Genomic DNA, 26,344 nt, shown 5'->3' with positions numbered 1-26,344 from the left:
ATATGTCGCGTCGTCGTGTCGTCGTCACGGGTCTGGGCTGCATCAGCCCGGTTGGAACAACGGTGGAGTCGTCCTGGCAGGCCTTGCTGGCCGGCCAGTCCGGCATCGATCTGGTCCAGAGCTTCGACGCGAGCGGCCTGGCCTGCAAGTTCGCAGGCGAAGTCAAGGGCTTCGATGTCGCCCAGTACATCCCCGAGAAGGAAGCGCGCCACATGGACCGCTTCATGCAGCTGGGCATCGCCGCGGCCTGCCAGGCGGTCGAGGATGCGGGGCTGGCGACCGGCGAGGCGCTGAGCGAAGAGGAGGCCACGCGCATCGGCTGCAACGTGGGTTCCGGCATCGGCGGCCTGCCCATGATCGAGCAGACCCATACCGAGCTGATGAACCGCGGCCCGCGCCGGGTGTCGCCGTTCTTCGTGCCTGCCTCGATCATCAACATGATCTCGGGCCATGTCTCGATCAAGTTCGGCTTCAAGGGTCCGAACATCGCCGTGGTCACGGCCTGCACGACCGGCCTGCACGCGATCGGCCTGTCGGCCCGGATGATCGAGTCCGGCGATTGCGACGTGATGGTCGCCGGCGGCGCGGAGTCCACCGTCTCGCCGCTGGGCATCGGCGGTTTCGCGGCGGCGCGCGCGCTCAGCACGCGCAACGACGATCCCAAGGCGGCGTCGCGCCCCTGGGACAAGGGCCGCGACGGCTTCGTGCTCGGCGAGGGTGCCGGCGTGCTGGTGCTGGAAGAGTACGAGCGCGCCAAGGCGCGCGGCGCGAAGATCTACGCCGAGCTCGTCGGCTTCGGCATGACGGGCGATGCCCACCACATCACCGCGCCGAACGTGGATGGCCCGCGGCGCTCCATGCAAATGGCGCTGCGCAACGCCGGCCTGAATGCCGACCAGGTCCAGCACCTCAACGCGCACGGCACCTCCACGCCGCTGGGCGACGTGAACGAGACCAATGCCGTCAAGGCGGTGTTCGGCGACCATGCGCACAAGCTGGCCATCAACTCCACCAAGTCCATGACCGGCCACCTGCTCGGCGGCGCCGGTGGCATCGAAAGCGTGTTCACGGTGCTGGCCCTGCACCATCAGAAGGTGCCGCCCACGATCAACCTGGTCGAGCCCGATCCGGAGTGCGATCTGGACTACTGCGCCAACGTCGCGCGCGACCTGCGGATCGACGTGGCGCTGAAGAACAATTTCGGCTTCGGTGGCACCAACGGCTCGCTGGTGTTCAAGCGCGTCTGATCCTGTCGCAGACGCGTTCATCCACCGCATGCACAGCGCCCCGGCGGTCCGCTATCCGGTGGCGCGGTCCTGGCGTGCCGGTTCCGTACCGGTGCTGCTGGCAGGCACGGCCCTCGCGGTGTGCGGCTGGTGGTGGCGGCAGGGGACTGCGTTCTGGCCGCTGGCCGTCGTGCTGGCCAGCGTGGTGCCAGCGCTGGCGGTCGGCCTGTTCCAGTGGCGCGGCATGCGTCCCGGCCTGTTGCATTGGGATGGGGCGCACTGGTGGTGGTCGGATGCGGCCGACGCCACGCAGCGGGGGGAGTACGCCGTGGTGCCCGATCTGCGGCTCGACCTGCAGCACGGTCTGCTGCTGCGGCTGCACGGATTGCCCCGTGGCACGCGCTGGCGCTACCTCGAACGTTCGGCCCGGCCGCAGTCCTGGAACGACCTGCGCCGCGCGCTGTATGCCCCCGTCCCCGTGGACGCCGCCGGCGCGCCGTCTCCCCTAGCGCCGTGAGCGATGCAGCGCCTTCTTCGGACAGCGATCTGGTGCTCGTCGAGCGCACGGTCGCGGGCGACCAGCGCGCGTTCGAGCTGCTGGTGCTCAAGTACGAGCGCCGTATCCAGCGCCTGATCGCCCGCATGGTGCGCGACGTGGATCTGGTGGACGACATTGCCCAGGAGACGTTCCTGCGCGCCTACCGCGCACTGCCGAAGTTCCGCGGCGACGCCCAGTTCTACACCTGGCTGTACCGCATCGCGGTCAACACCGCCAAGAAGGCGTTGATGGACCTCAAGCGCGATCCGACCGTGGCCGAGGCCGCGCTGCGCTCCAGCAGCGACGACGAGCATGAAACTTATCGCTCGGAAACCGAACCAATCAGCCACGAGACGCCGGATACCGTGCTGGCCGCCCAGCAGATTTCCGAAGCAGTGAACGCGGCGATGGAAGCCTTGCCGGACGATCTGCGGCAGGCCGTGACGCTGCGGGAAATCGAAGGGCTCAGCTACGAGGAAATCGCGGAAGCCATGAACTGCCCCATCGGCACCGTGCGTTCGCGCATCTTCCGGGCGCGGGAAGCGATCTCGGCGAAGGTCAAGCCGTTGCTGGAGAACCAGTCGGGCAAGCGCTGGTGATGGCGGGTGGGACGAGTGTTGCAGGTGACGACGATGGATGAAAACGAAGTCTTGAGGCTCCGCGAACGGCTGTCCGCCCTCGCCGATGGCGAGTTGGCGGGCGAGGATGTCGCTGCGCTGATGGATGCGGCCGGCCAGGCCGGCCGGGTGCAGGCGGTACTGGCCACTTGGCAGACCTACCACCTGATCGGCGATGTGCTGCGCGGCGGGGAGCAGGCGGCTGCGCATGCCTCTGCCGGCTTCCTGGGGCGGCTGCAGGCGCGCCTGGCGCAGGAAGGACCGTTGGCGCTGGAGCGTCCGGTCCTGGCCGAGCCGCTGCAGGCCGTCGTGCGGCGCGCCGAACCCGCCAACGACGCCAGCTTCCGCTGGAAGATGGTGGCGGGCTGCGCCTCGTTCGCTGCGGTCGCGGCGTTGGCCTGGGGCATCGTGGGCGGCTCCGGCCCGGTGGCGACATCGTCGCAGATGGCGCTCGTGGCGCCGCCGGCCCAGACGCAGCCGGAAGTCGCGGTCGTGGCCGAAAGCCCCGTTCCTGTCGAGAGCATCGTCACGCTGCCGAGCGGCGAGGCGCAGGTGATGATCCGCGACGCCCGTCTCGACGAGTTGCTGGCGGCCCACAAGCAGGCTGGCGGGTCGAGCGCGCTGCAGATGCCGGCGCCGGCGGGCTTTCTGCGCAGCGCGACCTTCTCGGCCTCCGATCGATGAGATGAGGACGGATTGAGCGCGCGGCTGCCGCCCATGGCTTTTCTTCCGTTCTGCCGCACCAGCGTCCTGGCCTTGCTGGTGGTGCTGGGTGCGTCGGCCGCCGGTGCGCAGCCGGTCGCCGATGCCGTTGGCGATGCGCCGACGGCGGGCGCGGAGCAGCGCAGCATCGGCGAGTGGCTGCGGCGCATGCACGACGCCTCGCGCAAGCGCACCTATTCGGGCAGCTTCGTCGTCTCCTCCGATGCGATGCTCGCGAGCGCCCGCATCTGGCATGCCTGCGAGGGCGAGCAGCAGATCGAGCGCGTGGATGCGCTGAGCGGCCCGCCGCGGATGACCTTCCGCCGCAACGACCATGTCGTCACCTTCCTGCAGGACGCGAAGGTCGCCCGCATCGAGAAGCGCGAAGCGCTCGGCCTGTTCCCGAATCTGCTGCAGGCGGTCGACAGCTCCATTCCCGAGTTCTACACGGTGCGTCAGCTCGGCCAGGATCGTGCGGCAGGCTTCGAGGCCGACATCGTGCTGATCAAGCCCAAGGACAAGCTGCGCTACGGCTACCGGATCTGGAGCGAGAAGAAGTCCGGCCTCGTGCTCAAGCTGCAGACGCTGGACCACGACGGCCGGGTGCTGGAGCAGGCGGCGTTCTCCGAACTGCAGATCGATGCGCCGGTGCGCCTGAGCGCGCTGGCCCGCATGATGGATAAGACGGCCGGATACCGCATCGAACGCCTGGAGACCCGGGTCGTCGATCCCGCCGACGAGGGCTGGGAACTGCGCGAGCCGGTGCCAGGCTTCCAGGCCATGCACTGCATCAAGCGCGCGGCCCACGCCGGCGCCGCGCCGACGATCGTGCAGTGGGTGTTCTCCGATGGCCTGGCTTCCGTCTCGCTGTTCCTGGAGCCGCTCGATCCGCAGCGCGTCGCCAAGCCCGGGCTGGTCGCCATGGGGGCCACGCAATCGCTGATGCAGCGCCACCAGGGCTGGTGGCTGACGGCCGTGGGCGAAGTGCCGCCCGCCACGCTGAAGGCGTTCGCCAGCGCGCTGCAACGCAGCCGAAAATAATCGCACACGGCGGGTGCAGGCCCGCCCGCACAGGAAGGAAACAAGGATGATGAAGATGCCCCGCTTCGTTGGATGGCCGTGGCGCCCGCAAGCCGCGGCGCTGGTGCTGGCCCTGGCGGCGCCGCTGCTGCTGCAGCCGGCGCTGGCGCAGGCCCCGCAGCTCAGCAGCCTGCCCGACTTCACCGCGCTGGTGGACCAGGTCGGTCCCTCCGTCGTGAACATCCGGACCGTGGAGCGTGCACCGTCGTCGCCAGGCGGGGGGGCGGCCGACGAGGAGATGCTCGAATTCTTCCGCCGCTTCGGCATCCCGCTGCCCAACATCCCGCGCCAGCAGCAGCCCGATGGCGACAACCAGCCGCGCGGCGTCGGCTCGGGCTTCATCCTCAGCGCCGACGGGCTGATCATGACGAACGCGCACGTCGTCGAAGGCGCCACCGAGGTGCTGGTCACGCTGACCGACAAGCGCGAGTTCAAGGCCAAGCTGATCGGGTCCGACAAGCGGACCGACGTGGCCGTCGTGAAGATCGACGCCACGGGCCTGCCGGCCGTCAAGCTGGGCGACGTCGGCAGGCTGCGCGTGGGCGAGTGGGTCATGGCCATTGGCTCGCCGTTCGGGCTGGAGAACACCGTGACGGCCGGCATCGTCAGCGCCAAGCAGCGCGACACCGGCAACTACCTGCCCTTCATCCAGACCGACGTGGCCATCAACCCCGGCAACTCGGGCGGCCCGCTGATCAACCTGCGCGGCGAGGTGGTCGGCATCAACAGCCAGATCTACTCGCGCTCGGGCGGCTTCATGGGCATCTCGTTCGCGATCCCGATCGACGAGGCCACGCGCGTGGCCGAGCAACTGCGCGAGAACGGCCGCGTCTCGCGCGGGCGCATCGGCGTGCAGATCGAGCAGGTCACCAAGGACGTCGCCGAGTCCATCGGCCTGGGCAAGCCGCAGGGCGCGCTGGTGCGCAGCGTGGAGGCGGGCTCCCCGGCCGAGAAGGCCGGCATCGAGGCCGGCGACATCATCGTGCGCTTCGATGGCAAGCCGATCGAGCGCTTCGGCGAGCTGCCGCGCCAGGTCGGCAACACCAAGCCGGGCAGCAGGAGCACGGTCACCGTGTTCCGCCGCGGCGCGACGCGCGACCTGAGCATCCTTGTGGCGGAGGTCGAGCCCGACGCACCGGTGGCCAAGGCCGCCGGCAAGGAGGAGCGGCCGCGCAGCTCCGCGGCGGGCCAGGCGCTGGGCCTGACGGTCAGCGAGATCGGCGAGGCGCAGAAGAAGAGCATGCGCATCAAGGGCGGCGTCAAGGTCGAGGCGGCCACGGAGGGGGCCGCGCAGGCCGGCTTGCGCGAGGGCGACGTGATCGTGGCCATCGCCAATACCGAGATCGGCAGCGTCAAGGACTTCGAGGCCGTGGTGGCCAAGGTCGACCGCAGCAAGCCGGTGAACGTGCTGTTCCGCCGCGGGGACTGGGCGCAATACGCGCTGATCCGCCCGGTTCGCTGACCGTTGGCGTACACACAAGGCCCCCGGCGGCGCTCGGGTTTGGGGTTTTTGCGGTCCTTTCCGGGCCCTGGGGAAGTCCGCTGCTGACTTTTTTGCGGGCCTCCCCTGTGGACTGGGGAGGTTGGTGTACGCCTGCGTTGGCAGGTCTGCTCAAGCGATTTGGATAGAATCAGCGGCCCAATCGGGCCTTGTGCGGCATATGGAGCCAGGCCCGAACCCACGATGCGGGATGCCAACAACCATGCCCGTGCCGATCCACAGGGCGCCCACAAGTTGTCCAAGGAACTATCCCGCGATCTTGTGGATAAGCTGTATATAAAATCCTGTTGCCACCTTGCAACGACCCTGTGCTGCCGTGCGTTCAGCGACGCAGCCAGCCCTTTTTGCCTACAATGAAGCTCCAACTATCGCAGTTGCCAAAGATTGTTGGTTCGGGGCGCGTCGTTGATCGACGCGCCCTTTTTCTTTTTGTGCGCCCTCTAAATTCAATTACTTAACGCTTCTCGTTGATGCAGCACATCAGAAACTTTTCGATCATTGCGCACATCGACCATGGCAAGTCGACGCTGGCGGACCGGCTGATCCAGCGTTGCGGCGGCCTCGCGGAGCGCGAGATGGAAGCCCAGGTCCTCGACTCGATGGACATCGAGAAAGAGCGTGGGATAACTATCAAGGCGCAGACCGCCGCGCTGCGCTACCAGGCGCGCGACGGCCAGATCTACAACCTCAACCTGATCGACACGCCGGGCCACGTGGACTTCTCGTACGAGGTGAGCCGCTCCCTCAGCGCCTGCGAAGGCGCGCTGCTCGTCGTCGATGCCAGCCAGGGCGTGGAAGCGCAGACCGTGGCCAACTGCTACACCGCGCTGGACCTCGGCGTGGAAGTCGTGCCGGTGCTGAACAAGATGGACCTGCCGCAGGCCGACCCCGACACTGCGCGCGCCGAGATCGAGGACGTGATCGGCATCGACGCGAGCGAGGCCATCCCGTGCTCGGCCAAGACCGGCATGGGCATCGACGAGATCCTGGAGGCCATCGTCGCCAAGGTGCCGCCGCCGCGCGGCAACCCCGACGGGCCCTTGCGCGCGATGATCATCGACAGCTGGTTCGACAGCTACGTCGGCGTGGTGATGCTGGTGCGCGTGGTCGACGGCCGCCTGGCCAAGGGCGAGCGCATCAAGCTGATGGCCAGCGGCGCGACCTACGAGGCCGGCAGCCTCGGGGTGTTCACGCCGGCCAACCAGTCGCGCGAGGCGCTGGAGGCCGGCGAGGTCGGCTACATCATCGCCGGCATCAAGGAGCTGCAGGCCGCGCGCGTGGGCGACACGGTGACGCTGGTGCGCGGCGGCAGCGGCGGCGCGGCCTTCACCGCGACCGAGCCGCTGCCCGGCTTCAAGGAGATCCAGCCGCAGGTGTTCGCGGGCCTGTACCCGACCGAGGCCAACCAGTACGACGCGCTGCGCGACAGCCTGGAGAAGCTCAAGCTCAACGACGCCTCGCTGCACTACGAGCCCGAGGTCTCGCAGGCGCTGGGCTTCGGCTTCCGCTGCGGCTTCCTGGGCCTCTTGCACATGGAGATCGTGCAGGAGCGGCTGGAGCGCGAGTTCGACCAGGACCTGATCACGACCGCGCCCAGCGTGGTCTACCAGGTCGTCAAGAACGACGGCGAAGTGCTGATGGTCGAGAACCCGTCGAAGATGCCGGACATCGGCAAGACGGCCGAGATCCGCGAGCCCATCGTCACTGTGCACCTGTACATGCCGCAGGACTATGTCGGCCCGGTCATGACGCTGGCCAACCAGAAGCGCGGCGTGCAGATCAACATGGCCTACCACGGCCGCCAGGTCATGCTGACCTATGAGATGCCGCTGGGCGAGATCGTGCTGGACTTCTTCGACAAGCTCAAGTCCGTCAGCCGCGGCTATGCGTCCATGGACTACGAGTTCAAGGAGTACCGGGCGTCCGACGTGGTCAAGGTCGACATCCTGCTGAACGGCGAGAAGGTCGATGCGCTGTCCATCATCGTGCACCGCAGCCAGTCGCAGTACCGCGGCCGCGCCGTGGTGGCCAAGATGCGCGAGATCATCTCGCGGCAGATGTACGACGTGGCGATCCAGGCCGCCATCGGGGCCAACATCATCGCGCGTGAGACAATCAAAGCTTTGCGCAAGAACGTGCTCGCCAAGTGCTACGGCGGCGACATCACCCGCAAGCGCAAGCTCCTCGAAAAACAGAAAGCTGGCAAGAAACGCATGAAGCAGATCGGCTCGGTGGAAGTTCCACAGGAGGCCTTCCTGGCCATTTTGCAGGTGGAAGACTGATGCCAGCGCTGACCGCCGCGATCCTCGCGGCCTTCGTGGCCTACGGCGGGGCCTGGTACCTGGGGCGCATCGAAGGCAATTTCGCGCTGCTGCTGTTCATGGCCACGGTCGTGACCGGGGCCTACTGGCTGGCCGAGCGCTTCGTCTTCCTGCCGCGCCGCCGCGCCGCGGCCGAGCGGCTGGAGCAGCAGACCGCCCAGCGCCGCCAGGAGCTGGCCGGCAAGGGCATCACCCAGGTCGACAATGTCGATCTGGCCGAGGCCCGCAGCCTCATCCTGCAGCAGCCCTGGTGGCTGGACTGGACGGCCGGGCTGTTCCCGGTGATCCTGGTCGTGTTCCTGCTGCGCTCGTTCCTGTTCGAGCCGTTCAAGATCCCTTCGGGCTCGATGATCCCGACGCTGCTGGTCGGCGACCTCATCCTGGTCAACAAATACCACTACGGCGTCCGCCTGCCGGTGCTGAACACCAAGATCACCGAGGGCCAGCCGCTCGCGCGCGGCGACGTGGTGGTGTTCCGCTACCCGCCCAAGCCCAGCCTGGACTACATCAAGCGCGTGGTCGGCATCCCCGGCGACGAGGTGGCCTACCTGAACAAGCGCCTGACCATCAACGGCCAGCCGGTGCCGATCCAGCCCGTGCCCGAGTTCTTCGACAAGGACGCGATGCGCTACTTCAAGCAGTACCAGGAGCAACTGGGCGGCAAGCCGCACCGCCTGCTGATCGACGATGACCGGCCGGCCTTCATCCCGGGCGTGGAGAACTTCGCGTTCAAGGACCAGTGCCGCTACAGCGTCGAGGGCGTGGTCTGCAAGGTACCCCCGGGCCACTACTTCATGATGGGCGACAACCGCGACAACTCGCTGGACTCGCGCTACTGGGGCTTCGTGCCCGACGGCAACATCGTCGGCAAGGCGTTCTTCATCTGGATGAACTTCGGCGACTTCGGCCGCATCGGCGCATTCGACTGACGGAGGGCGGGGGCAGTGCACAACCGGAAGATCCGGCGTCCGGGCGCCCGCCAGGCGGGACTGAGCTTCTTCGGCGTGCTGATCGTCGGTGCGCTGGTCGTGTTCGCGTTCGTGATCGGCGCCAGGATCGTGCCCACGGTCCTCGAGTACCAGGCCATCCGCAAGGCCGTGGACCGGGCTTGCGCCGGCACCACGGTGGCCGAGGTGCGCCAGATCTTCGACCGCGCGGCGCAGGTCGACGACATCACCTCGATCAAGGGCAGCGACCTGGAGGTCGGCAAGCAGGGCGAGAAGGTCGTCGTCTCCTTTGCCTACGACAAGGAGATCGAGCTGTTCGGCCCGGCCTATCTGCTGCTGAAGTACCGGGGCCGGTCCCGGTAGCGCCGCGCCCGTGATGCTCGACCTGACTGCGCTGCAGCAGCGGCTGCAACACCGTTTTTCCGACGAGCGCCTGCTGCTGCGCGCCATCACCCACCGCAGTTTCTCGGCGGACCACAACGAGCGGCTGGAATTCCTGGGCGACTCGGTGCTGAGCCTGGCCATCTCGGGCCTGCTGTACCAGCGCCTGTCGGACCAGCCCGAGGGCGACCTCTCGCGCGTGCGCGCCAACCTGGTCAAGCAGGACACGCTGCACCAGATCGCGCTGGGCCTGGGCCTGCCCGACCTGCTGCGCCTGGGCGAGGGCGAGGCCCGCTCCGGCGGCCACCGCCGCCCCTCCATCCTGGCCGATGCGCTGGAGGCGCTGATCGGCGCGGTCTACCTGGACGGCGGCTTCGCGGCCGGCGAAGCGCTGGTGCACCGGCTGTTCGCCAAGGTCGCGATCAACCCGCAGATGCAGGCCATCGGCAAGGACGCCAAGACGGAATTGCAGGAATGGCTGCAGGGCCGCAAGATGAAGCTGCCGGCCTACCGCGTGGTCAGCACGCTGGGCGCGGCGCACCGCCAGACCTTCGACGTGGAGTGCACGGTCGAGGAGCTGGGCCTGGCCGAGCGCGGCATCGGCGGCTCGCGCCGCGCTGCCGAGCAGGCCGCCGCGGCCGCCATGCTGGCCAGACTGAAAGCGAGCAAGCCATGACAGAGCAAACGCCCGCCGCCCCCGAGCACGCCGCCCCGGCCGGTCCGCAGCGCTGCGGACTGATCGCCATCGTCGGCAAGCCCAACGTCGGCAAGTCCACGCTGCTGAACGCGCTGGTCGGCCAGAAGATCAGCATCACCTCGCGCAAGGCGCAGACCACGCGCCACCGCATCACCGGCATCCACACGATCGGCGCCGCGCAGTTCGTGTTCGTGGACACGCCGGGCTTCCAGACGCGGCACGACAACGCGCTGAACCGCTCGCTGAACAAGACCGTGCTGGGCGCCGTCGGCGACGTGGACCTGGTGCTGTTCGTGGTCGAGGCCGGCAGCTTCGCGCTGGCCGACGCCAAGGTGCTGTCGCTGCTCAAGCCCGGCGTGCCGGTGCTGCTGGTGGCCAACAAGCTCGACAAGGTGCACCGCCGCGGCGAGCTGGCGCCCTGGCTCAAGTCCATGCAGGAGCGGCATCCGTTCACCGAGTTCGTGCCGATGTCGGCCAAGAACCCCAAGGACGTCGAGCGCCTGTTCGCGATCTGCGAGCGCTACCTGCCCGAGCAGCCCTGGTGGTACGCCGAGGACGAGCTGACCGACCGCAGCGAGCGCTTCCTGGTCAGCGAGACCGTGCGCGAGAAGCTGTTCCGCCTGACCGGCGACGAACTGCCCTATACCTCCACCGTCGTCATCGACAAGTTCGACGAGGAGCCCGCGCGCAGCGGCCCGGGCCGCATGGTGCGCATCGCGGCCACCATCGTGGTCGAGCGCGACGGCCACAAGGCCATGGTCATCGGCGACAAGGGCGAGCGCATCAAGCGCATCGGCACCGAGGCGCGCGTGGAGCTGGAGCGGCTGCTGGACGCCAAGGTCTTCATCGAGCTGTGGGTCAAGGTGCGTTCGGGCTGGGCCGACGACGAGGCGCGCGTGCGCTCCTTCGGCTACGAGTGAGGATGTGGCCACCAGGCGTGTCCTCGACGAGCCGGCCTATGTGCTGCACCGCTACGACTGGAGCGAATCCAGCCTGATCCTGGACGTGTTCACGCGGCGCCATGGCCGCGTGGCGCTGGTGGCCAAGGGCGCCAAGCGGCCCAGCTCGGGCTTCCGCCCCGTGCTGCTGCCGCTGCAGGCGCTGCGCCTGTCCTTCGGCGGCGATGGCGAGATCCGCACGCTCAAGGGCGCCGAATGGGCCGGCGGCCACGTCATGCCGACCGGCGGCGCGCTGCTGGCCGGCTACTACCTGAACGAGTTGCTGCTGCGCCTGCTGGCGCGCGAGGACGCGCACCCCGAGCTGTTCGACGCCTACGCTCAGGCCGTGGCGCTGCTGGCCAGCGAGCACGGCGAGGCGCAGCAGGCCGTGCTGCGCAGCTTCGAGCTGCTGCTGCTGCGCGAGACCGGCGTGCTGCCGGCGCTGGACGCCGAGACCGCCACGCTGGCGCCGCTGGATCCCGCCGCGCAGTACGTGCTGGTGCCCGAAGGCGGCCTGCGTGCGCGCCATGGGGACGACCGCGCCGGCCTGGCCGGCGCGCAGTGGCAGGCGCTGCAGCAGGCGCTGCAGGATGCCGCGCCCTTCATGGCCACGCTGCATGCCTGCGCCCATCTCAACGGGGCGCTCAAGCCGCAGCTGCGCAACCTGCTGCACTACCATTGCGGCGGCGCCGCGCTGCATACGCGGCAGCTGCTGCTGGACCTGCAAGCCCTATGACCTCTCCCACCTCTGCGCTGCGCTGCGCGCTGTCCGTCAACGTCAACAAGGTCGCGCTGGTGCGCAACACGCGGCACCTGGGCATCCCCAGCGTGCTGCGCGCGGCGGAGCTGTGCCTGGCGGCCGGCGCGCACGGCATCACCGTGCACCCGCGGCCCGACGCGCGCCACATCCGTGCCGGCGACGTGCACGAACTGGCGCAGCGGATGCAGGCCTGGCCCGGCCGCGAGTTCAACATCGAGGGCAACCCGTTCCAGAACCTGATGGACTTCGTGCGCGCCGTGCGGCCCACGCAGTGCACCTTCGTGCCCGACAGCGAGGACCAGTTCACCAGCGACCATGGATGGGATCTCGCGCGCGACGGCGAGCGCTTGCGGCCCCTGATCGCCGAGGCCCGCGCGCTGGGCGTGCGCGTGAGCCTGTTCATGGACGCCGATCCCGCCGCCATGGCCGGCGCGCGCGCCGTCGGCGCCGACCGCGTGGAGCTCTACACCGAGCCCTACGCCGCGGCCTTCGGCACGGCGCGCCAGGCCGAGGTGCTCGATGCCTTCGCCCGCGCCGCTGCGGCCGCCGCGGCGGCCGGCCTGGGCGTCAATGCCGGCCACGACCTGAACCGCGCCAACCTCACGCCCTTCCTGCAGGCCTGCCCGGCCGTGCAGGAGGTGTCGATCGGCCATGCGCTGATCGCCGATGCGCTGGAACTGGGCTACGCCGAAACCGTGCGCGCCTACCTGGCGCGCATCGCGGCATGAACATGGCCCCCGCGTCCGTCGCGTCGCATACTCGCTGCGCCCCGAAGGGGCCGCAGCGCGTCCCTGGCGCAGCCGGCCGGGCACGTGCATGATCCACGGCCTGGGCACCGACATCTGCGACGTGCGCCGCATCCGCGAGAGCGTCGCGCGGCACGGCGAGCGCTTCGCCGAGAAGGTGCTCGGCGACGGCGAGCTGGCGGTGTTCCGCCGCCGCAGCGCGCGCTGGCCCGAGCGCGGCCTGCGCTTCCTCGCCACGCGCTTCTCGGCCAAGGAGGCCTTCAGCAAGGCCATCGGCCTGGGCATGCGCATGCCGATGACCTGGCGCGCCTGCGAGATCGCCAACCTGGCCAGCGGCCAGCCGGTCATCGTGCTGCACGGCGAGCTGAAAACCTGGTTCGAGGCGCGGGGCCTGACGGCCCACGTCACGCTGACGGACGAGACCGACTATGCGGCCAGCTTCGTGGTCGTCGAGAAGAACTGAAGTGAAGCACCCCCGGTCTGCGCGCTCCGCGCTGCGCCAACCCCCTCCGAGGGGCGGCGGGCCGCGGCTCCCAGCCTGCCTGCGCAGGTTTGGACGGCCCGACGAGGCTGCTTCTCCGGAGCGGCTGCAGCCTGCAAGGCATGCCTGCGGTCCGGCCAAGCCGGCCCGCGGCGCCCGCTGGCATGGCCTGCTCCGCGGCCTTTCGAACCCCTGCCTGCGGCCCGGTTGCATGCGCTGCGGGTGGCGCGCCAGCGCCGTGGAGAACTGACATGCAGCACGCCCCCCTCGTCATCGACATCGCTGGCACCGCGCTGACCGACGACGACCGCCGCCGCCTCGCCCACCCGCTGGTCGGCGGCATGATCCTGTTCGGCCGCAACTGGCAGGACCGCGCCCAGCTCACGGCCCTGTGCGCCGAGATCAAGGCCCTGCGGCCCGACCTGCTGGTCTGCGTGGACCACGAGGGCGGCCGCGTGCAGCGCTTCCGCACCGACGGCTTCACCCACCTGCCGCCGATGCGCGCGCTCGGCGCACGCTGGATGCAGGACGCCGGCCCCCTGCCGGGCGAAGGCGCACTGGCCGCCATGGCCGCGGCCACCGCCTGCGGCTACGTGCTCGGCGCCGAGCTGCGCGCCTGCGGCGTGGACTTCAGCTTCACGCCGGTGCTGGACCTGGACCACGGCGGCAGCACCGTGATCGGCGACCGCGCCTTCGCGCGCGATCCGCGCGTCGTCGCCATGCTGGCGCGCTGCCTCGCGCACGGCCTGCTGCAGGCCGGCATGGCCAATTGCGGCAAGCACTTTCCCGGCCACGGCTTCGTGCGCGCCGACTCGCACACCGACATGCCGGTGGACCGCCGCAGCCTCAAGGCCATCCTGGCCGACGACGCCCAGCCCTACCGCTGGCTCGACGGCGTGCTGACGGCCGTGATGCCGGCGCACGTGGTCTATCCCCGCGTCGACGCCCGCCCGGCCGGCTTCTCGCGCCGCTGGCTGCAGGACGTCCTGCGCGGCACGCTGGGCTTCGGCGGCGCCATCTTCAGCGACGACCTGAGCATGGCCGGCGCGCGCCGGCTCGACGGCCGCACGCTGGACTACGCCGAGGCCGCGCTCGCGGCGCTGGACGCCGGCTGCGACCTGGCCCTGCTGTGCAACCAGTCGCTGGACGGCGGCGAAGCGCTGGATGCGCTGATCGACGGCGTGGCCCGCGCGCAGGTCGAGGGCCGCTGGCAGCCGTCGGAGGCTTCCGAGCTGCGCCGGCTGGCGCTGCTGCCGCTGGCGCCGGCGCCCGGCTGGGAGGCGCTGATGACGCAGCCGGCCTACATGCAGGCGCTCTGGAAGCTGCCCTGATTCAGCGGCCGTACAGCGCCCGCGCCTGGTAGGCCAGCCCGGCCGCCACGCCGCCGAACAGGTCGCCCTCGACCAGCGGCACGCCCGGCAGGCCGGCCGCCAGCGCCGCCTGGAACGGCCGCAGCGCCGACGAGCCGCCGGTCAGGTAGATGGCCTGCAGGCCGGCGGGCGCGATGCCGGCGGCGCGCACGCAGTCCTGCGCGCAGCCCACGACCTGTGCCAGCAGGGCGGCCAGTTCCTCGGCCAGCTGCCGCGGCGTCAGGGCGACGTGCAGGCCGGGCTCGACGCAGCCGAGTTCCATGTCCGCCGGCGCATCGCGCAGCGAGGCCTCGATCTTGGCCCGCTCCACGGTCTCGGCGATGCGGTGGCCCTGGCCGTGCTCGAGCACCCGCATCAGCCGCTCGTGCAGCCGCAGGTCGCCGTAGTTCACGCGCAGGCCGCGCGCCTCGCACTGCGCCCTGGGCCCGCTCAGCCAGTGGATCAGGTGCCAGGACGACAGTTCGAAGAACACCTTGCTCGGCACCTCGCGCCCGTCCGGCCCGTGGTGGCCCAGGCCCAGTGCCGGCATCACGCGCGCCAGGTTCAGCCGCTGGTCGAAGTCCGTGCCGCCGACGTGCACGCCGCGCGTGGCCAGCACGTCGGCGCTGCGGTCGGCGTGCAGCCGGCGGTCCGGGGCCAGCCGCACGACCGTGAAGTCCGAGGTGCCGCCACCGATGTCGGCCACCAGCACCACGGCCTCGCGCGCGATGCGGCGCTCGTAGTCCAGCGCGGCGGCGATCGGCTCGTACTGGAAGGCGACCTGCTCGAAGCCGGCGCTGCGGGCGGCCGCGCGCAGGCTGTCCTCGGCCTGGCGGTCGCGCACCGGGTCGTCGTCGACGAAGTGCACGGGCCGGCCCAGCACCACGCGGCGCGGCCGCGCGCCCAGTTGCCGTTCGGCCCGCGCGGCCAGCTCGGCGAGGAACAGCGCGACCACGTCCTGCAGGCGCACCAGCGCGTCGCCGATGGCCGTGGCCTCCTGCATCAGCGGACTGCCCAGCACGCTCTTGAGCGAGCGCATCAGCCGCCCCTCGAAGCCGGCCAGGTACTGCGCCACCGCGTCGCGGCCGAAATGGCGCAGGCCTTCCTCGGTGTTGTAGAAGACGGCGGTCGGCAGCGTGGTGTGCGCGCCCTCGACCGGCAGTGCGCGGGCCAGGCCGTCCGCGCCGACGTGGGCGACCGCGGAATTGGAGGTGCCGAAGTCGATGCCGAGCGCCGGCGCCGCGGGCGGCGTCACGGTGCGTCGCCGCCGGTCGGCAGTTCGGCGGCGCGCCAGCGCCGCAGCGATTTCTGGAAGAACAGCGAATTGGGCACCTGCAGCAGGGCGCCCTTGTGGTCGGGCAGCACGTCTTCCAGCGTGGTGTAGACCAGCTGGATGTTGACCACGCGCCCCTTGATGCCGGGCTTGTCGCCGGCGTCGATGACTTCGATCACGTCGCCCAGCCGGAACGGCCGCGTGCTGAAGATCAGCACGGAGCAGAACAGGTTGGACAGCACGCTCCAGGCCGCGAAGAAGGCGATGGCCGCCACCGTCACGAAGCCGGTGAAGCCGGTCCACAGCACGGTGGCCGACACGCCCAGGCGCTCCATCACCAGCAGGAAGGCGGCGCCGTAGATCAGGTAGCGCAGCAGGTTGCGCGCCGGCGTCACCAGGTCGGCCGGCAACTGGTAGCGCGTGCCGAGCCGGGCCACCAGGCGGCGCAGCAGGTACTGCAGCAGCCAGGCCGCGACCAGGATGCCGACGATCTGCAGGCCGGGCACGAGCACGTCGATCCATTCGTGCGCCCAGGCGGGCAAGTAGGCTCTCAAGCGCATCTCAGCGACCCCTTTGCGCGGTGCGATTCACATGGCCGCGGAGCAGGCCATGCCAGGGCGCCCGCGGAACTGGCTCTGCCTGGCTGCCGGGCAGGCCCCCTGCGCGCGGCGCAAGGGGGAGCAGCGCAGCAGCCTGGGCCGGGATGTTTCACGTTTCCCGGCGCAGCGCCGGGAAGAGGATCACGTCGCGGATGCTGGGGCTGTCGGTCAGCAGCATCATCAGCCGGTCGATGCCGATGCCGCAGCCGCCGGTGGGCGGCATGCCGTATTCCAGCGCGCGCACGAAGTCGTGGTCGAAGAACATGGCCTCGTCGTCGCCGCCGTCCTTGGCCGCGACCTGGGCGGCGAAGCGCGCGGCCTGATCCTCCGCGTCGTTGAGCTCGGAAAAGCCGTTGCCGAACTCGCGGCCGGTGACGTAGAGCTCGAAGCGCTCGGTGACCTCGGGCCGCTCGTCGTTGGCGCGCGCCAGCGGCGAGATCTCGGTCGGGTGCTCCATGATGAAGGTCGGCTGCCAGAGCTGCTCTTCCACCGCCTCCTCGAAGTACAGCACCTGCAGGCTGGCCAGGCTGCGCCGCGACAGGCGGTCCTTCTCCTCGGTCAGGCCGAGCCGGCGCAGCGCGGCGACCAGCCACTCGGCGCTGTCCACGTTCTCGCCGGCCTCGGTGTGGGCCAGGATGGCCTCGCGGATGGTCAGCCGCGCGAACGGCCGGGACAGGTCCACCTCCCGGCCCTGGTAGGACAGCTGCAGCGTGCCGCGCGCGGTCTGCGCGGCATGGCGCACCAGCGCCTCGGTGAAGTCCATCAGGTCGCGGTAGTTCCACCAGGCCGCGTAGAACTCCATCATCGTGAACTCGGGGTTGTGCCGGACCGAGATGCCTTCGTTGCGGAAGTTGCGGTTGATCTCGAACACGCGCTCGAAGCCGCCGACGATCAGGCGCTTCAGGTACAGCTCGGGCGCGATGCGCAGGAACATCTGCTGGTCCAGCGCGTTGTGGTGGGTGACGAAGGGCTTGGCGTTGGCGCCGCCGGGGATCGGGTGGAGCATCGGCGTCTCCACCTCCAGGAAGCCGTGCTCGACCATGAAGGCGCGGATCGCCGACACGGCCTGGCTGCGCGCGACGAAGCGCGCGCGCGCCTGCTCGTCGGTGATCAGGTCCACGTAGCGCTGGCGGTACTTCTGCTCCTGGTCCGTCATGCCGTGGAACTTGTCCGGCAGCGGGCGCAGCGACTTGGTCAGCAGGCGCACGCTGCTGGCCTTGACCGAGAGCTCGCCGGTCTTGGTGCGGAACAAGGTGCCCTCGCAGCCGACGATGTCGCCCAGGTCCCAGTGCTTGAACGCGGAGAGCGTCTCGGCGCCCACCGCGTCCTGCGTGATGTAGAGCTGGATGCGGCCGGTCGCGTCCTGCAGCGTGGCGAAACAGGCCTTGCCCATCACGCGCTTGAGCATCATGCGGCCGGCGACCACGGCGCGCACCGGCGCGGCTTCGAGCTGTTCGTTGTCCTGGCCGTCGTGGCGGGCATGCAGGTCGGCGGCCTTGTCCTGCGGCTTGAAGTCGTTCGGGAAGGCCACGCCGCCGCCCTGGGCCTGGCGTTCGCGCAGGGCCTTGAGCTTCTCGCGCCGCTCGGCGATGAGCTGGTTGTCGTCGGTAGGCGTGGGCGTGGCGGTGGGGTGGGACATGGCTGGATGGGAGCGGGTGGCGCGCGGGCGGGCTGCCCGCGGCGAAACCGGCGATTTTAGGGTTGTTGCTAATGCGAGACGCCGTCGCGCGCCAGCACCTTGCGCGCGGTGCGCCACAGGATCACGAGGTCCAGCCGCAGGCTGCGGTGCTGCAGGTACCAGTGGTCGAACGCCACCTTGGCCGGGATCGGCAGCTCGTCGCGGCCGTTGATCTGCGCCCATCCGGTCAGGCCGGGCGGCAGCGCGTCCACGCCGGCCTCGGTGCGCAGCGCGACCAGGTCGTGCTGGTTGAACAGCGCCGGGCGCGGGCCGACGAAGCTCATGTCGCCCTTCAGGATGCTCCACAGCTGGGGCAGTTCGTCCAGGCTGCTGCGGCGCAGGAAGCTGCCGATCGGCGTGAGCCACTGCTCGGGCCGTTCCAGCAGGTGCGTGGCCACGGCCGGCGTATCGGTGCGCATGCTGCGGAACTTGGGCATGCGGAACAGGCGGTTGCGGCGGCCGACGCGGTCGGACCAGTAGAGGGCGGGGCCGGGGGAGGTGAGGCGCACGGCCAGGGCGATGGACAGCAGCGGCAGCGCCAGCAGCGGCAGCAGCGCCAGTGCGAGGGCGATGTCGAACAGCCGCTTCACCGCAGGCCCTGGACGGTGCGGCGCAGGCCTTCGTCCACGCCCAGCGGCGGCGCCCAGCCGAGCACGCGGCGGGCCTTGGCGATGTCCACCCGCAGGCTGCCGCACAGGCGCTCGACGGCCGCGCCGCGGCCGAGCAGGCCGGCACCCGCGCGCAGCAGCGCCGGCGGCACCGGCAGCAGCCGCGCGGGCCGGCCCATCGCGGCGGCCAGGCGGCGCAGCAGGGCGGGCGTGGACAGGTCCTCCCCGTCGCTGGCCAGGAAGGTCTGCTGCGCGGCGGCCGGATGCTCCAGGCACAGCAGCAGCAGGTCCACGAGATTGTCCAGGCCGACCAGGCTGCGCCGGTTGTCGATCGCGCCCAGCGGCAGCGGCCAGCCGCGCGCGACGGCGCGCACCAGCGCCGCGAAGTTGGCGCGCACGCCGGGGCCGTAGACCAGCGGCGGGCGCACGACGACGACTTCCATCCCGGTGCGCGCGGCGATCGCCGCCAGGCCCTGCTCGGCCTCCCATTTGCTGAGGGCGTAGGGATCCTGCGGCGCCGGCGCCATGTCCTCGGTGAACGGCCGGTCGGCCGGCGTGGACTCGCCGTGGACCTTGACCGTGCTGGCGAACACGAAGCGGCGCACGCCGGCGGCGGCCGCCTGCTCCGCCAGGCGCAGCGTGCCGGCGGTGTTGACGGCGCGGTAGGCGGCCAGCGGGTCGGCGGCCGGATCGCGCAGCACGTGGGCGCGGGCGGCGAGGTGCAGCACGGCCGAGGCGCCGCGCAGCGCGGCCGACCAGTCGGCCTGCGGGCCGAGCGGCGCGACGGCCACGGTCTGCACATGCGGTGGCAGCGGCACCGGGGCCGCTGCCGCACGGCCGGCCAGCCGCAGCGCCGAGCCACGCCGTGCCAGCGCCTGGACCACGGCCCGCCCGACGAAGCCGCTGCCCCCCGTCAGGACGATGGGCGGGGCGGCGGGCGCGGGCATGTGGGCGATGCGTAGGGATCGGGGCGCACAATGTTAGTGGACAGGACCCGGGCGCCGGCCTGCGCATCTGCCTGTGATCCGATGGCCAAGCTGCTCTATTTCATCTCCGAGGACTGGTTCTTCTGCTCGCATTTCCTGGACCGTGCCATCGCGGCGCAGCGCGCCGGCCACGAGGTGCTGGTGCTCACGCGCGTGGCCGCGCACGGCGAGCGCCTGCGCCAGCTCGGTTTCCGCCTGCTGCCGCTGCGCATGGAGCGCAGCGGTACGCATCCGCTGCGCGAGCTCGGCGTGTTGCGGCAGGTCTGGCGCGCCTACCGGGCCGAGCGGCCGGAGCTGCTGCACCACGTGGCGCTCAAGCCCATCCTGTACGGCAGCCTCGTGGCGCGGTGCCTGGGCCTGAGGGCGGTCGTCAACGCGCCGGTCGGCATGGGCTACGTGTTCACGGCCGGCGGCGCCCGGGGCAGGGCGCTGCGTGCGCTGGTGCGCCTGGCCCTGCGTGCGCTGCTCGATCCGCCCGGCAGCAAGGTCGTGTTCGAGAACGAGGAAGACCTGGCGGCCAGCGTGCGGGACGGCAGCGTGCGGGCCGACGACGCGGTGCTGATCCGCGGGGCCGGGGTGGACATGGCGGTGTTCGCGCCGGCCGAGCCGCCCGCCGGCACGCCGGTGGTCGTGCTCGGCGCGCGCATGCTGCGCGACAAGGGGGTGCAGGAATTCGTCGCGGCGGCGCGGCTGCTGCGGGCACGCCAGGTGGACGTGCGCTGCGTGCTGGTCGGCGCGCCCGATCCGGCCAATCCCTCCTCGCTGACGCGCGAGCAGCTCGAGCGCTGGCAGGCCGAGGGTGCGGTGGAATGGTGGGGCCACCGCGACGACATGGCCGCGGTGCTGCGGCAGTGCCACATCGCCTGCCTGCCGTCGTACCGCGAGGGGCTGCCCAAGTTCCTGCTGGAGGCGATGGCGTGCGGCCTCGCCGTCGTGAGCACCGACGCCACGGGCTGCCGGCAGGCGGTCGAGCATGGGGTGACGGGGCTGCTGGTGCCTCCACGCGACGCGGGCGCGCTGGCCCGGGCGCTGGAGCGGCTGCTGCGCGATGGCCAGGAGCGCGCAGCCATGGGACGGGCCGGACGCGAACGCGTGCAGCGCCTGTTCGACGACCGCATCGTGGTCCGGGACACCGTGGCGCTGTACCGCCAGCTCATGGCGGAGAGCGTGACGGTGGGCGGAGCCTGGCGGTAATGGGGCGCCTCGCGCGGCTGGCGGGCTCCGCCGGCGCGATGCATGCGGCGGGCAGCCTGATGCAGCGCGTGGGCACGGTCTCGCTCATGATCGGCATCGGCCAGTTCTGTGGCCTCGACGTGCTCGGCCAATGGGCCGTGGGGCAGACCCTGGCGCTCGCTGTCCAGGGTCCGGTCGGCATGTCACTGGCCCAGGTGATGCTGGCGGGCCGCGATGCAGCAGGCGGCAGCGGCCGGAACGCCTTCCTGGCGGCGCTGAAGCTGGCTTTCGTCGCGACGGGCGCGGTGATGCTGCTGGCGTTCGCCCTGTCTGCCGGCGCTGTCTTGCCCGCCGACTGGCGGATGCTCGATGGCCGCGCGCTGGCCGCGGTGGCGGCGTACACCATGGGCGGGACAGCCTACATGCTGGTGGCGGCGCGATTGCTGGTGGACGGCGATGGCATGCGCCTGCGCCGGCTCGCATGGGTGGGCGGGGTGGCCGCGCTGTTGCCCGCCCTGCTCGCATTCGGTGCCGCCGCATGGTGGACCGTGGCCGGCGTGGGCGTGGTGCTCGGCGCCGGAAGTCTGTCGTGCGCGGCCCTGGCGGCGGCGGACTGGCGCACGATGGGGCCATCGGGCGTCCGGGCGGTGCTGCACCGCGCGCTGCCGCTGGCGTTGGCAAACGCCTTGCTGAATCCCGCCGTGTTCATCTCCGTGTCCGTGGTGGGCGTGCAAGGCGGCATGCCGGCGGCGGCGCTCTACAACATCGGGAATCAGCTGCGCAACTTGTTCATGGTGCCGGTCGCGCTGTGGATGCCGGTGCATTTGCGCCACCTGGTCGTGTCGGGCGGGCGCGGGGTTCCCTACGGCGGCGCGGCGGCCTTGCTGGGCATCGCCGTGCTGGCCGCGCTGATGGCGTACCCGCAGATGGCGTGGCGGCTGTTCACGTCGAGCGCGCCGACGCCGCAGGCGTTGACGGTCGTGCGTCTGACGCTGCTGTCCGTTCCGCTGCTGGTATTCAACTCGATTGCGGGCCAGGTCTTCATCGCCAGGGGCCGGCTGTGGACGACCTTCGGCCTGACTGCGCTGTGGTGCCTGGGGCTGCTGCTCGGCTACCTCGCGCTCGGTTCGGTCGATTCGGTGGCCGAACGGATGTCGATGGCGCAGATCGCCGCGTATGCAGCCGTGGGCGTGGCGACGGTACTGTTGCGTTTGCGCGCGGGACGGGCCCGATGACGCGCAAGACGCTCGTGGTCGGGTTCCACTACCACCATCACGACGCCTATTCGGGATACGGGCGCCTGATGGAGCACCTGCGCTCGGCGCAGGTGTACGACTGCACGCCGCTCTTCTCGGGGCGCCCCACCACGGGCCTGGACCTGGCGTTCCGGCGCCTGGCGGTCGAACTGTCGACGATCGTGAAGGGCGCGCGCGCGGACGTCATCCACTACCTGTATCCCGAAGGGCTGGTCTTTCTTTCCCCGCTGGTGCTCAAGCATGTGTTGCGCAAGAAGATCGTCATGACCTTGCATCTCTCGCCTGCTTCGCTGCTGCAGGTGAGCCGCGAGGGCGGGGCGGCCAAGGCATGGCTGCGCAAGGCGTTCCGCGGACTGTTCCTGCGCTGCGTGCGCTGCGTCGACCATGGCATCGCCTTGACAGCGGATGCGGCGGCCGCCTACGGGCACCAGTTCGGGATACCGCGCATGTCGGTCGTTCCCCACGGCGTGGTCGTGTCCCGTCCGGGCGCGCCGTCGAAGAAGCCTTTGCTGCAGGCCAGGCCGGCCATCTGCGTCGTCGGCAGGAACTACCGGGATCTGGCTTTTCTGAACGCGGTATTGCAGGACGAACGGTCGCGGTGCTGCGAGTTCCATCTGGTCGGCGTGGACTTCGACCGTATCCGTGTGCCGGAACATGCGCAGGTGTTCTGCCACCGTGAGCGGCTGAGCCACGAGGACTACGCGGCCGTACTGGGACGGTGCTTGTTCATGCTGTTGCCGCTGGAGTATGCGACGGCCAACAACGCGGTACTGGAGGCCTACCAGCATCGGCTCATCGTGTTGACCACGGCGGCCGGCATGCAGGAGGAATACCGGGAGCCGAGCCTGGTGCAGTTGGACGATCCAAAGGATTTCTACCGGGCCGTGGAAGGGCTGTGCGCCCGCGCGCGGTCCGGCGACCTCGACGTGGACCGGCTGCTGGAGGCCGCTGCGGCGTCTTCGGCCAGACGGTTCGGCTGGGAAGGCATCGCCCGCAGGATCGAGGCCATCCACCAGCAGGTCTGAACGCGGCCCCTGCGGTCGATGCCGTCACCTGCGCATCGCTCTGCCGATCGTCTTGCCGATGGCCACGAGCAGTCCCAGCAGCTTCGCGACGCTGGGGGCGACCAGCAGGCTGCGCAGCATGTGGCCCGCGACCTCGGCATAGCCGAGCAGGCTGCCGCTGGACTGCTGGGGCGAGACCCGGTAGTCGATCATCGGCAGCGAGGAGGTCACGACCGTGACGTCGGGGGACTCGGCCATCCTGAGCCACAGGTCGTAGTCTTCGCTGCGCAGGCCATTGGCATAGCCTTTGAACGCCAGCAGCCTGTCGCGCCGGATGGTGGTGGCGGGATGCACGAAGGGGTTTTTCCAGCGCAGCGTCCGGCGCCAGTCGGCGCTGTTGCCGATATCCCGCACGCCCAGTACCTCTCCCGCTTCCGAGATCGTGCGGCAGGAGCCGGCGACCACGTCGGCCTCCGGATGGGCGGCCAGGATCTCGCGTGTCCAGCGCAGGCGCTCGGGATGACAGAGGTCGTCGGCATCGAAGCGGACGATGTACCGGCCGCGGCTGAAATGCAGGCCGAGGTTCAGGTTGAACGCCAGTTGCCCGATCTCCGTGCGGTGCACCACGATCCTCGGGTCGTCCAGGGATCGGATGCGCTGTTCCAGGCTGTCCGGACAGGCGTTGAGCACGATGATGAATTCGAACGCGCCCTCCGTCTGCGCGAGCACGCTGTGGATGGCCGGCATCACGAAGCCGTCGTCGCGGTGCGCGCACATCAGCACCGTGAACAGGACGGCCGGTTGCTCGGGTGTCCGTGGCGCCACCATCACGGCATCTGCACCAGCGCGGGGGGGCCCCGGCCGTCCGTGACGAATCCCGGCACCAGCTCCCGCAGCACCTGCAGCATCCGTTCCGCTTCCCCATGCCGCGCCGCGTTCGCCAGCGCCTGCAACGGCGCCTTCAGCTCGGCCCATCCGATGAATTCTTCCCGCGCCCGCAGGATGCGCGGATGCTCCGTCGGCTCCGGGTCGTCGCCGATCAGCAGTTCCTCGTACAGCTTCTCGCCCGGACGTAGGCCGGTGATGGCGATGGCGATGTCGCCGTCGGGGTGGGCCGCGTCGCGCACCGTCAGGCCGGACAGCGCGACCATGCGCCGCGCCAGGTCCAGGATCTTCACCGGCCGGCCCATGTCGAGCACGAACACGTCGCCGCCGCGCGCCATCGCGCCGGCCTGCAGCACCAGCTGCGCGGCCTCGGCGATGGTCATGAAGTACCGCGTGACCTCGGCGTGGGTGACCGTCAGCGGGCCGCCGGCGGCGATCTGGCGGCGGAACAGCGGCACCACGCTGCCGCTGGAGCCGAGCACGTTGCCGAAGCGCACCATCGAGAACAGCGTGGCGTTGCGCAGCGTGGCCGGGCCGGTGTCGGCCAGCGCGTCGAACGCCACGTCGCGCTGCGCGGCCAGCGCCTGCAGGATCAGCTCGGCCACGCGCTTGCTGGCGCCCATCACGTTGGTCGGCCGCACGGCCTTGTCGGTGGAGACCAGCACGAAGTGGCCGGCGCCGCTCTCGATCGCGGCGCGCGCCAGGTTCAGCGTGCCCAGCACGTTGTTCATCACGCCCTCGGCCGCGTTGTCCTCCACCAGCGGTACGTGCTTGTAGGCGGCCGCGTGGTAGACCGTGGCCGGGCGCCAGCGCCGGCACAGGGCCGCCATGCGCGCGTAGTGCACGACGCTGCCGAGCACCGGCACCAGCGCCACGTCCAGGCCCTGGCGCGCGCACAGCGCCTTCAGCTCCGCGTGCAGGCTGTACAGCGCGTACTCGCCGTGCTCCAGCAGCACCAGCCGGGCGGGCCGCTCGCGCACGATCTGGCGGCACAGCTCGCTGCCGATGCTGCCACCGGCACCGCTGACGAGCACGGTGCGCGCGGCCAGGTTGCGCGCCAGCAGCTCCGGGCGCGGCGGCACCGGCGCGCGGCCCAGCAGGTCTTCCACGTCCAGCTCGCGGATGTCCTGCACGCTGACGCGGCCGCTGGCCAGGTCGTCCAGGCTGGGCAGCGTGCGCACGCGCACCGGCAGCGGCTGCAACCGCTCCAGGATGCGGTTGCGCCGTTCGCGCGTGGCGCTGGGGATGGCCAGCAGGATGTCGTCCACGTGCAGCCGCGCGATCAGCGCCGGCAGTTCCTGCGGCGCGAACACGCGCGCGCCGTGGATGCTGCGGCCGACCTTGGCCGCGTCGTCGTCGACGAAGCCGAGCAGCCGGTGCGGCCGCTGGGCGTTGATCAGCGCGGCGGCGGCCTCGGCCCCGGCCTGGCCGGCGCCGTAGATCATCAGCCGCGTCGGCGCGCGCAGCCGGCGCCGGGTCGACCGGTCGAGCCAGCCGCGGGCCAGCATGCGGCTGGCCAGCACCAGCACCAGGAAGATCAGCGGCTGCAGGATGCCGAGGCTGCGCGGCACCAGGGACAGGCCGGCCGCCTGCATCGCGGCCAGCGCCGCCAGCAGCAGCGCGCCGTACAGCGCCGTGGCCCTGGCCGTGGCGATCAGCGTGGCCACGCCGGTGTAGCGGAAGATCGCGCGGTACAGGCCGAAGCGCGCGAACACCGGCACCGACAGCAGCGGCGCCACGGCGTAGACGGCCCACTGGTCCTCGCTCGGCCAGTGCGCCGTGTCCAGCCGCAGCGTGAAGGCGATCCAGGTGGCCGCCAGCGACAGCAGCACGTCGACCAGCACGACGACCATGCGCTTGAGCGCACGCGGCCAGCCGAGCACGGCGGACGAGACCGCGGCCCCGCGTGCCGGCATGGCTCAGCGGCGGTCCTGGCGGGCCAGCAGGTCGCCCACCAGTTCCAGCCGCACCAGCGGGTTGTCCAGCTCCATCAGTTGCTGCTTGACGGCCAGCGGCAGCGCCAGCAGCTCGCACCAGCGGTTGGCCAGCCAGCCGCAGTCGTCCCAGCGCCAGGGCGGGCGCAGCGGCCACCGGTCCTCGGGGATGCCGCGCGCGCGCCAGTCGTCCAGCAGCTGCTGCAGCGCGCGGGCGGCGGACCGCAGGTCCTCGGGCACGGCCACCGGCGGGTCGTCCGGCAGCAGCGCCACGTCGGCCGTCCACAGGCCGTGCGGCAACTGGCGCGCGGCCTGGATGCGGAAGCGCTGCCCGCCTTCGCAGGCGATCAGCATCAGGCCGGGCTGCGGGGCGTCGGCGTGCCGCAGGTGGGCCAGCGTGCCGACCTGCAGGAATTCCTCGGCCGGCGCGCCGGGCACGCGCACCTCGCTGCCCTGGTGCAGGGCCACCACGCCGAACGGCGAGCCGTCGCGGCGGCACTGGCGGACCAGGTCCAGGTAGCGCACCTCGAAGATGCGCAGCGGCAGCAGGCCGCCGGGATACAGCACGGTGGATAGCGGGAACAGGGGCAGCGGCGAGGGAAGCACGACGGTCGGCCGGGGCGGAAAGTGCAGCCGCTATCATCCCATGCGGTTTTCATCCGTC

At 70.8% G+C, this 26,344-nt stretch carries 26 protein-coding genes; 18 read left to right on the top strand and 8 right to left on the bottom strand.

Features of this window, described 5'->3' with window-relative positions:
* Positions 1 to 2: 2 nt before the first annotated feature.
* The 15 genes from fabF to nagZ all read left to right on the top strand — a co-directional run bounded on the left by fabF (position 3) and on the right by nagZ (position 14,266).
* Positions 3 to 1,247, top strand: coding sequence for a beta-ketoacyl-ACP synthase II (gene fabF / locus QM782_RS04695; protein WP_415201764.1), 1,245 nt, complete (start codon positions 3 to 5; stop codon positions 1,245 to 1,247).
* Between the two features lie 28 nt (positions 1,248 to 1,275).
* The gene (locus tag QM782_RS04690) at positions 1,276 to 1,743 is read left to right on the top strand and encodes a hypothetical protein (protein ID WP_415201763.1); all 468 of its coding nucleotides are present in this window, start codon (positions 1,276 to 1,278) and stop codon (positions 1,741 to 1,743) included.
* Positions 1,740 to 2,363, top strand: coding sequence for an RNA polymerase sigma factor RpoE (rpoE, locus tag QM782_RS04685; RefSeq protein WP_415201762.1), 624 nt, complete (start codon positions 1,740 to 1,742; stop codon positions 2,361 to 2,363). The genes QM782_RS04690 and rpoE overlap by 4 nt, the downstream gene beginning before the upstream one ends.
* Positions 2,364 to 2,396: 33 nt before the next feature.
* Positions 2,397 to 3,065, top strand: coding sequence for a sigma-E factor negative regulatory protein (locus QM782_RS04680; protein WP_415205589.1), 669 nt, complete (start codon positions 2,397 to 2,399; stop codon positions 3,063 to 3,065).
* Between the two features lie 33 nt (positions 3,066 to 3,098).
* Entirely contained in the window at positions 3,099 to 4,124 is a 1,026-nt protein-coding gene (locus tag QM782_RS04675; RefSeq protein ID WP_415201761.1) for a MucB/RseB C-terminal domain-containing protein, read from the top strand.
* Between the two features lie 55 nt (positions 4,125 to 4,179).
* On the top strand, positions 4,180 to 5,625 hold the full coding sequence (locus QM782_RS04670) for a DegQ family serine endoprotease (RefSeq protein ID WP_415201760.1): 1,446 nt from the start codon (positions 4,180 to 4,182) through the stop codon (positions 5,623 to 5,625).
* A gap of 509 nt (positions 5,626 to 6,134) precedes the next feature.
* On the top strand, positions 6,135 to 7,946 hold the full coding sequence (lepA, locus tag QM782_RS04665; protein WP_415201759.1) for a translation elongation factor 4: 1,812 nt from the start codon (positions 6,135 to 6,137) through the stop codon (positions 7,944 to 7,946).
* The gene (gene lepB, locus QM782_RS04660) at positions 7,946 to 8,914 is read left to right on the top strand and encodes a signal peptidase I (protein WP_415201758.1); all 969 of its coding nucleotides are present in this window, start codon (positions 7,946 to 7,948) and stop codon (positions 8,912 to 8,914) included. The genes lepA and lepB overlap by 1 nt, the downstream gene beginning before the upstream one ends.
* A 15-nt stretch (positions 8,915 to 8,929) precedes the next feature.
* Entirely contained in the window at positions 8,930 to 9,295 is a 366-nt protein-coding gene (locus tag QM782_RS04655; protein WP_415201757.1) for a DUF4845 domain-containing protein, read from the top strand.
* Positions 9,296 to 9,308: 13 nt separating this feature from the next.
* Positions 9,309 to 9,989: a ribonuclease III gene (rnc, locus tag QM782_RS04650; protein ID WP_415201756.1), complete on the top strand. Its 681-nt coding sequence runs from the start codon at positions 9,309 to 9,311 to the stop codon at positions 9,987 to 9,989.
* Positions 9,986 to 10,930: a GTPase Era gene (gene era, locus QM782_RS04645; RefSeq protein WP_415201755.1), complete on the top strand. Its 945-nt coding sequence runs from the start codon at positions 9,986 to 9,988 to the stop codon at positions 10,928 to 10,930. Before rnc ends, era begins: the two co-directional genes overlap by 4 nt.
* 4 nt (positions 10,931 to 10,934) lie before the next feature.
* Positions 10,935 to 11,684: a DNA repair protein RecO gene (gene recO / locus QM782_RS04640; RefSeq protein ID WP_415201754.1), complete on the top strand. Its 750-nt coding sequence runs from the start codon at positions 10,935 to 10,937 to the stop codon at positions 11,682 to 11,684.
* A complete protein-coding gene (locus QM782_RS04635; RefSeq protein ID WP_415201753.1) occupies positions 11,681 to 12,436 on the top strand; it encodes a pyridoxine 5'-phosphate synthase in 756 nt (251 codons plus the stop codon). Before recO ends, QM782_RS04635 begins: the two co-directional genes overlap by 4 nt.
* 88 nt (positions 12,437 to 12,524) lie before the next feature.
* A complete protein-coding gene (gene acpS / locus QM782_RS04630) occupies positions 12,525 to 12,917 on the top strand; it encodes a holo-ACP synthase (protein ID WP_415201752.1) in 393 nt (130 codons plus the stop codon).
* Between the two features lie 269 nt (positions 12,918 to 13,186).
* A complete protein-coding gene (gene nagZ, locus QM782_RS04625) occupies positions 13,187 to 14,266 on the top strand; it encodes a beta-N-acetylhexosaminidase (protein WP_415201751.1) in 1,080 nt (359 codons plus the stop codon).
* A 1-nt stretch (position 14,267) separates the two neighbouring features.
* Here nagZ and QM782_RS04620 read toward each other — a convergent pair whose 3' ends face one another.
* The 5 genes from QM782_RS04620 to QM782_RS04600 form a co-directional block, all read right to left on the bottom strand.
* A complete protein-coding gene (locus QM782_RS04620; protein WP_415201750.1) occupies positions 14,268 to 15,539 on the bottom strand; it encodes an Hsp70 family protein in 1,272 nt (423 codons plus the stop codon).
* Complete coding sequence (locus tag QM782_RS04615; RefSeq protein WP_415201749.1) at positions 15,536 to 16,117, bottom strand: mechanosensitive ion channel family protein; 582 nt, start codon at positions 16,115 to 16,117, stop codon at positions 15,536 to 15,538. The genes QM782_RS04620 and QM782_RS04615 overlap by 4 nt, the downstream gene beginning before the upstream one ends.
* A gap of 148 nt (positions 16,118 to 16,265) precedes the next feature.
* The gene (gene lysS / locus QM782_RS04610) at positions 16,266 to 17,795 is read right to left on the bottom strand and encodes a lysine--tRNA ligase (RefSeq protein ID WP_415201748.1); all 1,530 of its coding nucleotides are present in this window, start codon (positions 17,793 to 17,795) and stop codon (positions 16,266 to 16,268) included.
* A 68-nt stretch (positions 17,796 to 17,863) separates the two neighbouring features.
* The gene (locus QM782_RS04605) at positions 17,864 to 18,424 is read right to left on the bottom strand and encodes a sugar transferase (RefSeq protein ID WP_415201747.1); all 561 of its coding nucleotides are present in this window, start codon (positions 18,422 to 18,424) and stop codon (positions 17,864 to 17,866) included.
* Positions 18,421 to 19,389, bottom strand: a complete 969-nt coding sequence (locus QM782_RS04600; protein WP_415201746.1) for an NAD-dependent epimerase/dehydratase family protein — start codon at positions 19,387 to 19,389, stop codon at positions 18,421 to 18,423. The genes QM782_RS04605 and QM782_RS04600 overlap by 4 nt, the downstream gene beginning before the upstream one ends.
* Before the next feature lie 81 nt (positions 19,390 to 19,470).
* On the opposite strand from QM782_RS04600, the gene QM782_RS04595 reads away from it, so the two are divergent.
* Genes QM782_RS04595 through QM782_RS04585 form a run of 3 tightly spaced genes read left to right on the top strand, consistent with a single transcriptional unit; the run spans position 19,471 to position 22,882 of the window.
* A complete protein-coding gene (locus QM782_RS04595; protein WP_415201745.1) occupies positions 19,471 to 20,622 on the top strand; it encodes a glycosyltransferase family 4 protein in 1,152 nt (383 codons plus the stop codon).
* Entirely contained in the window at positions 20,622 to 21,836 is a 1,215-nt protein-coding gene (locus QM782_RS04590; protein ID WP_415201744.1) for a hypothetical protein, read from the top strand. Before QM782_RS04595 ends, QM782_RS04590 begins: the two co-directional genes overlap by 1 nt.
* Positions 21,833 to 22,882 (top strand): glycosyltransferase, encoded by a 1,050-nt coding sequence (locus QM782_RS04585; RefSeq protein ID WP_415201743.1) that lies wholly within the window; start codon positions 21,833 to 21,835, stop codon positions 22,880 to 22,882. Before QM782_RS04590 ends, QM782_RS04585 begins: the two co-directional genes overlap by 4 nt.
* 24 nt (positions 22,883 to 22,906) lie before the next feature.
* Here the strand turns inward: QM782_RS04585 and QM782_RS04580 are convergent, their stop codons facing one another.
* The 3 genes from QM782_RS04580 to QM782_RS04570 are packed head-to-tail and all read right to left on the bottom strand — an operon-like array spanning position 22,907 to position 26,247.
* Positions 22,907 to 23,638 (bottom strand): glycosyltransferase, encoded by a 732-nt coding sequence (locus QM782_RS04580; RefSeq protein ID WP_415205588.1) that lies wholly within the window; start codon positions 23,636 to 23,638, stop codon positions 22,907 to 22,909.
* A gap of 50 nt (positions 23,639 to 23,688) precedes the next feature.
* Positions 23,689 to 25,662: a polysaccharide biosynthesis protein gene (locus QM782_RS04575; RefSeq protein WP_415201742.1), complete on the bottom strand. Its 1,974-nt coding sequence runs from the start codon at positions 25,660 to 25,662 to the stop codon at positions 23,689 to 23,691.
* A 3-nt stretch (positions 25,663 to 25,665) separates the two neighbouring features.
* Complete coding sequence (locus QM782_RS04570) at positions 25,666 to 26,247, bottom strand: LON peptidase substrate-binding domain-containing protein (protein ID WP_415201741.1); 582 nt, start codon at positions 26,245 to 26,247, stop codon at positions 25,666 to 25,668.
* Positions 26,248 to 26,344 lie beyond the last annotated feature (97 nt).

The organism is Pseudorhodoferax sp., from assembly GCF_047601025.1.
In the GTDB taxonomy this organism is placed as follows: Bacteria; Pseudomonadota; Gammaproteobacteria; order Burkholderiales; family Burkholderiaceae_C; genus Pseudorhodoferax.
This window is presented reverse-complemented; position numbering and strand designations above follow the sequence as displayed.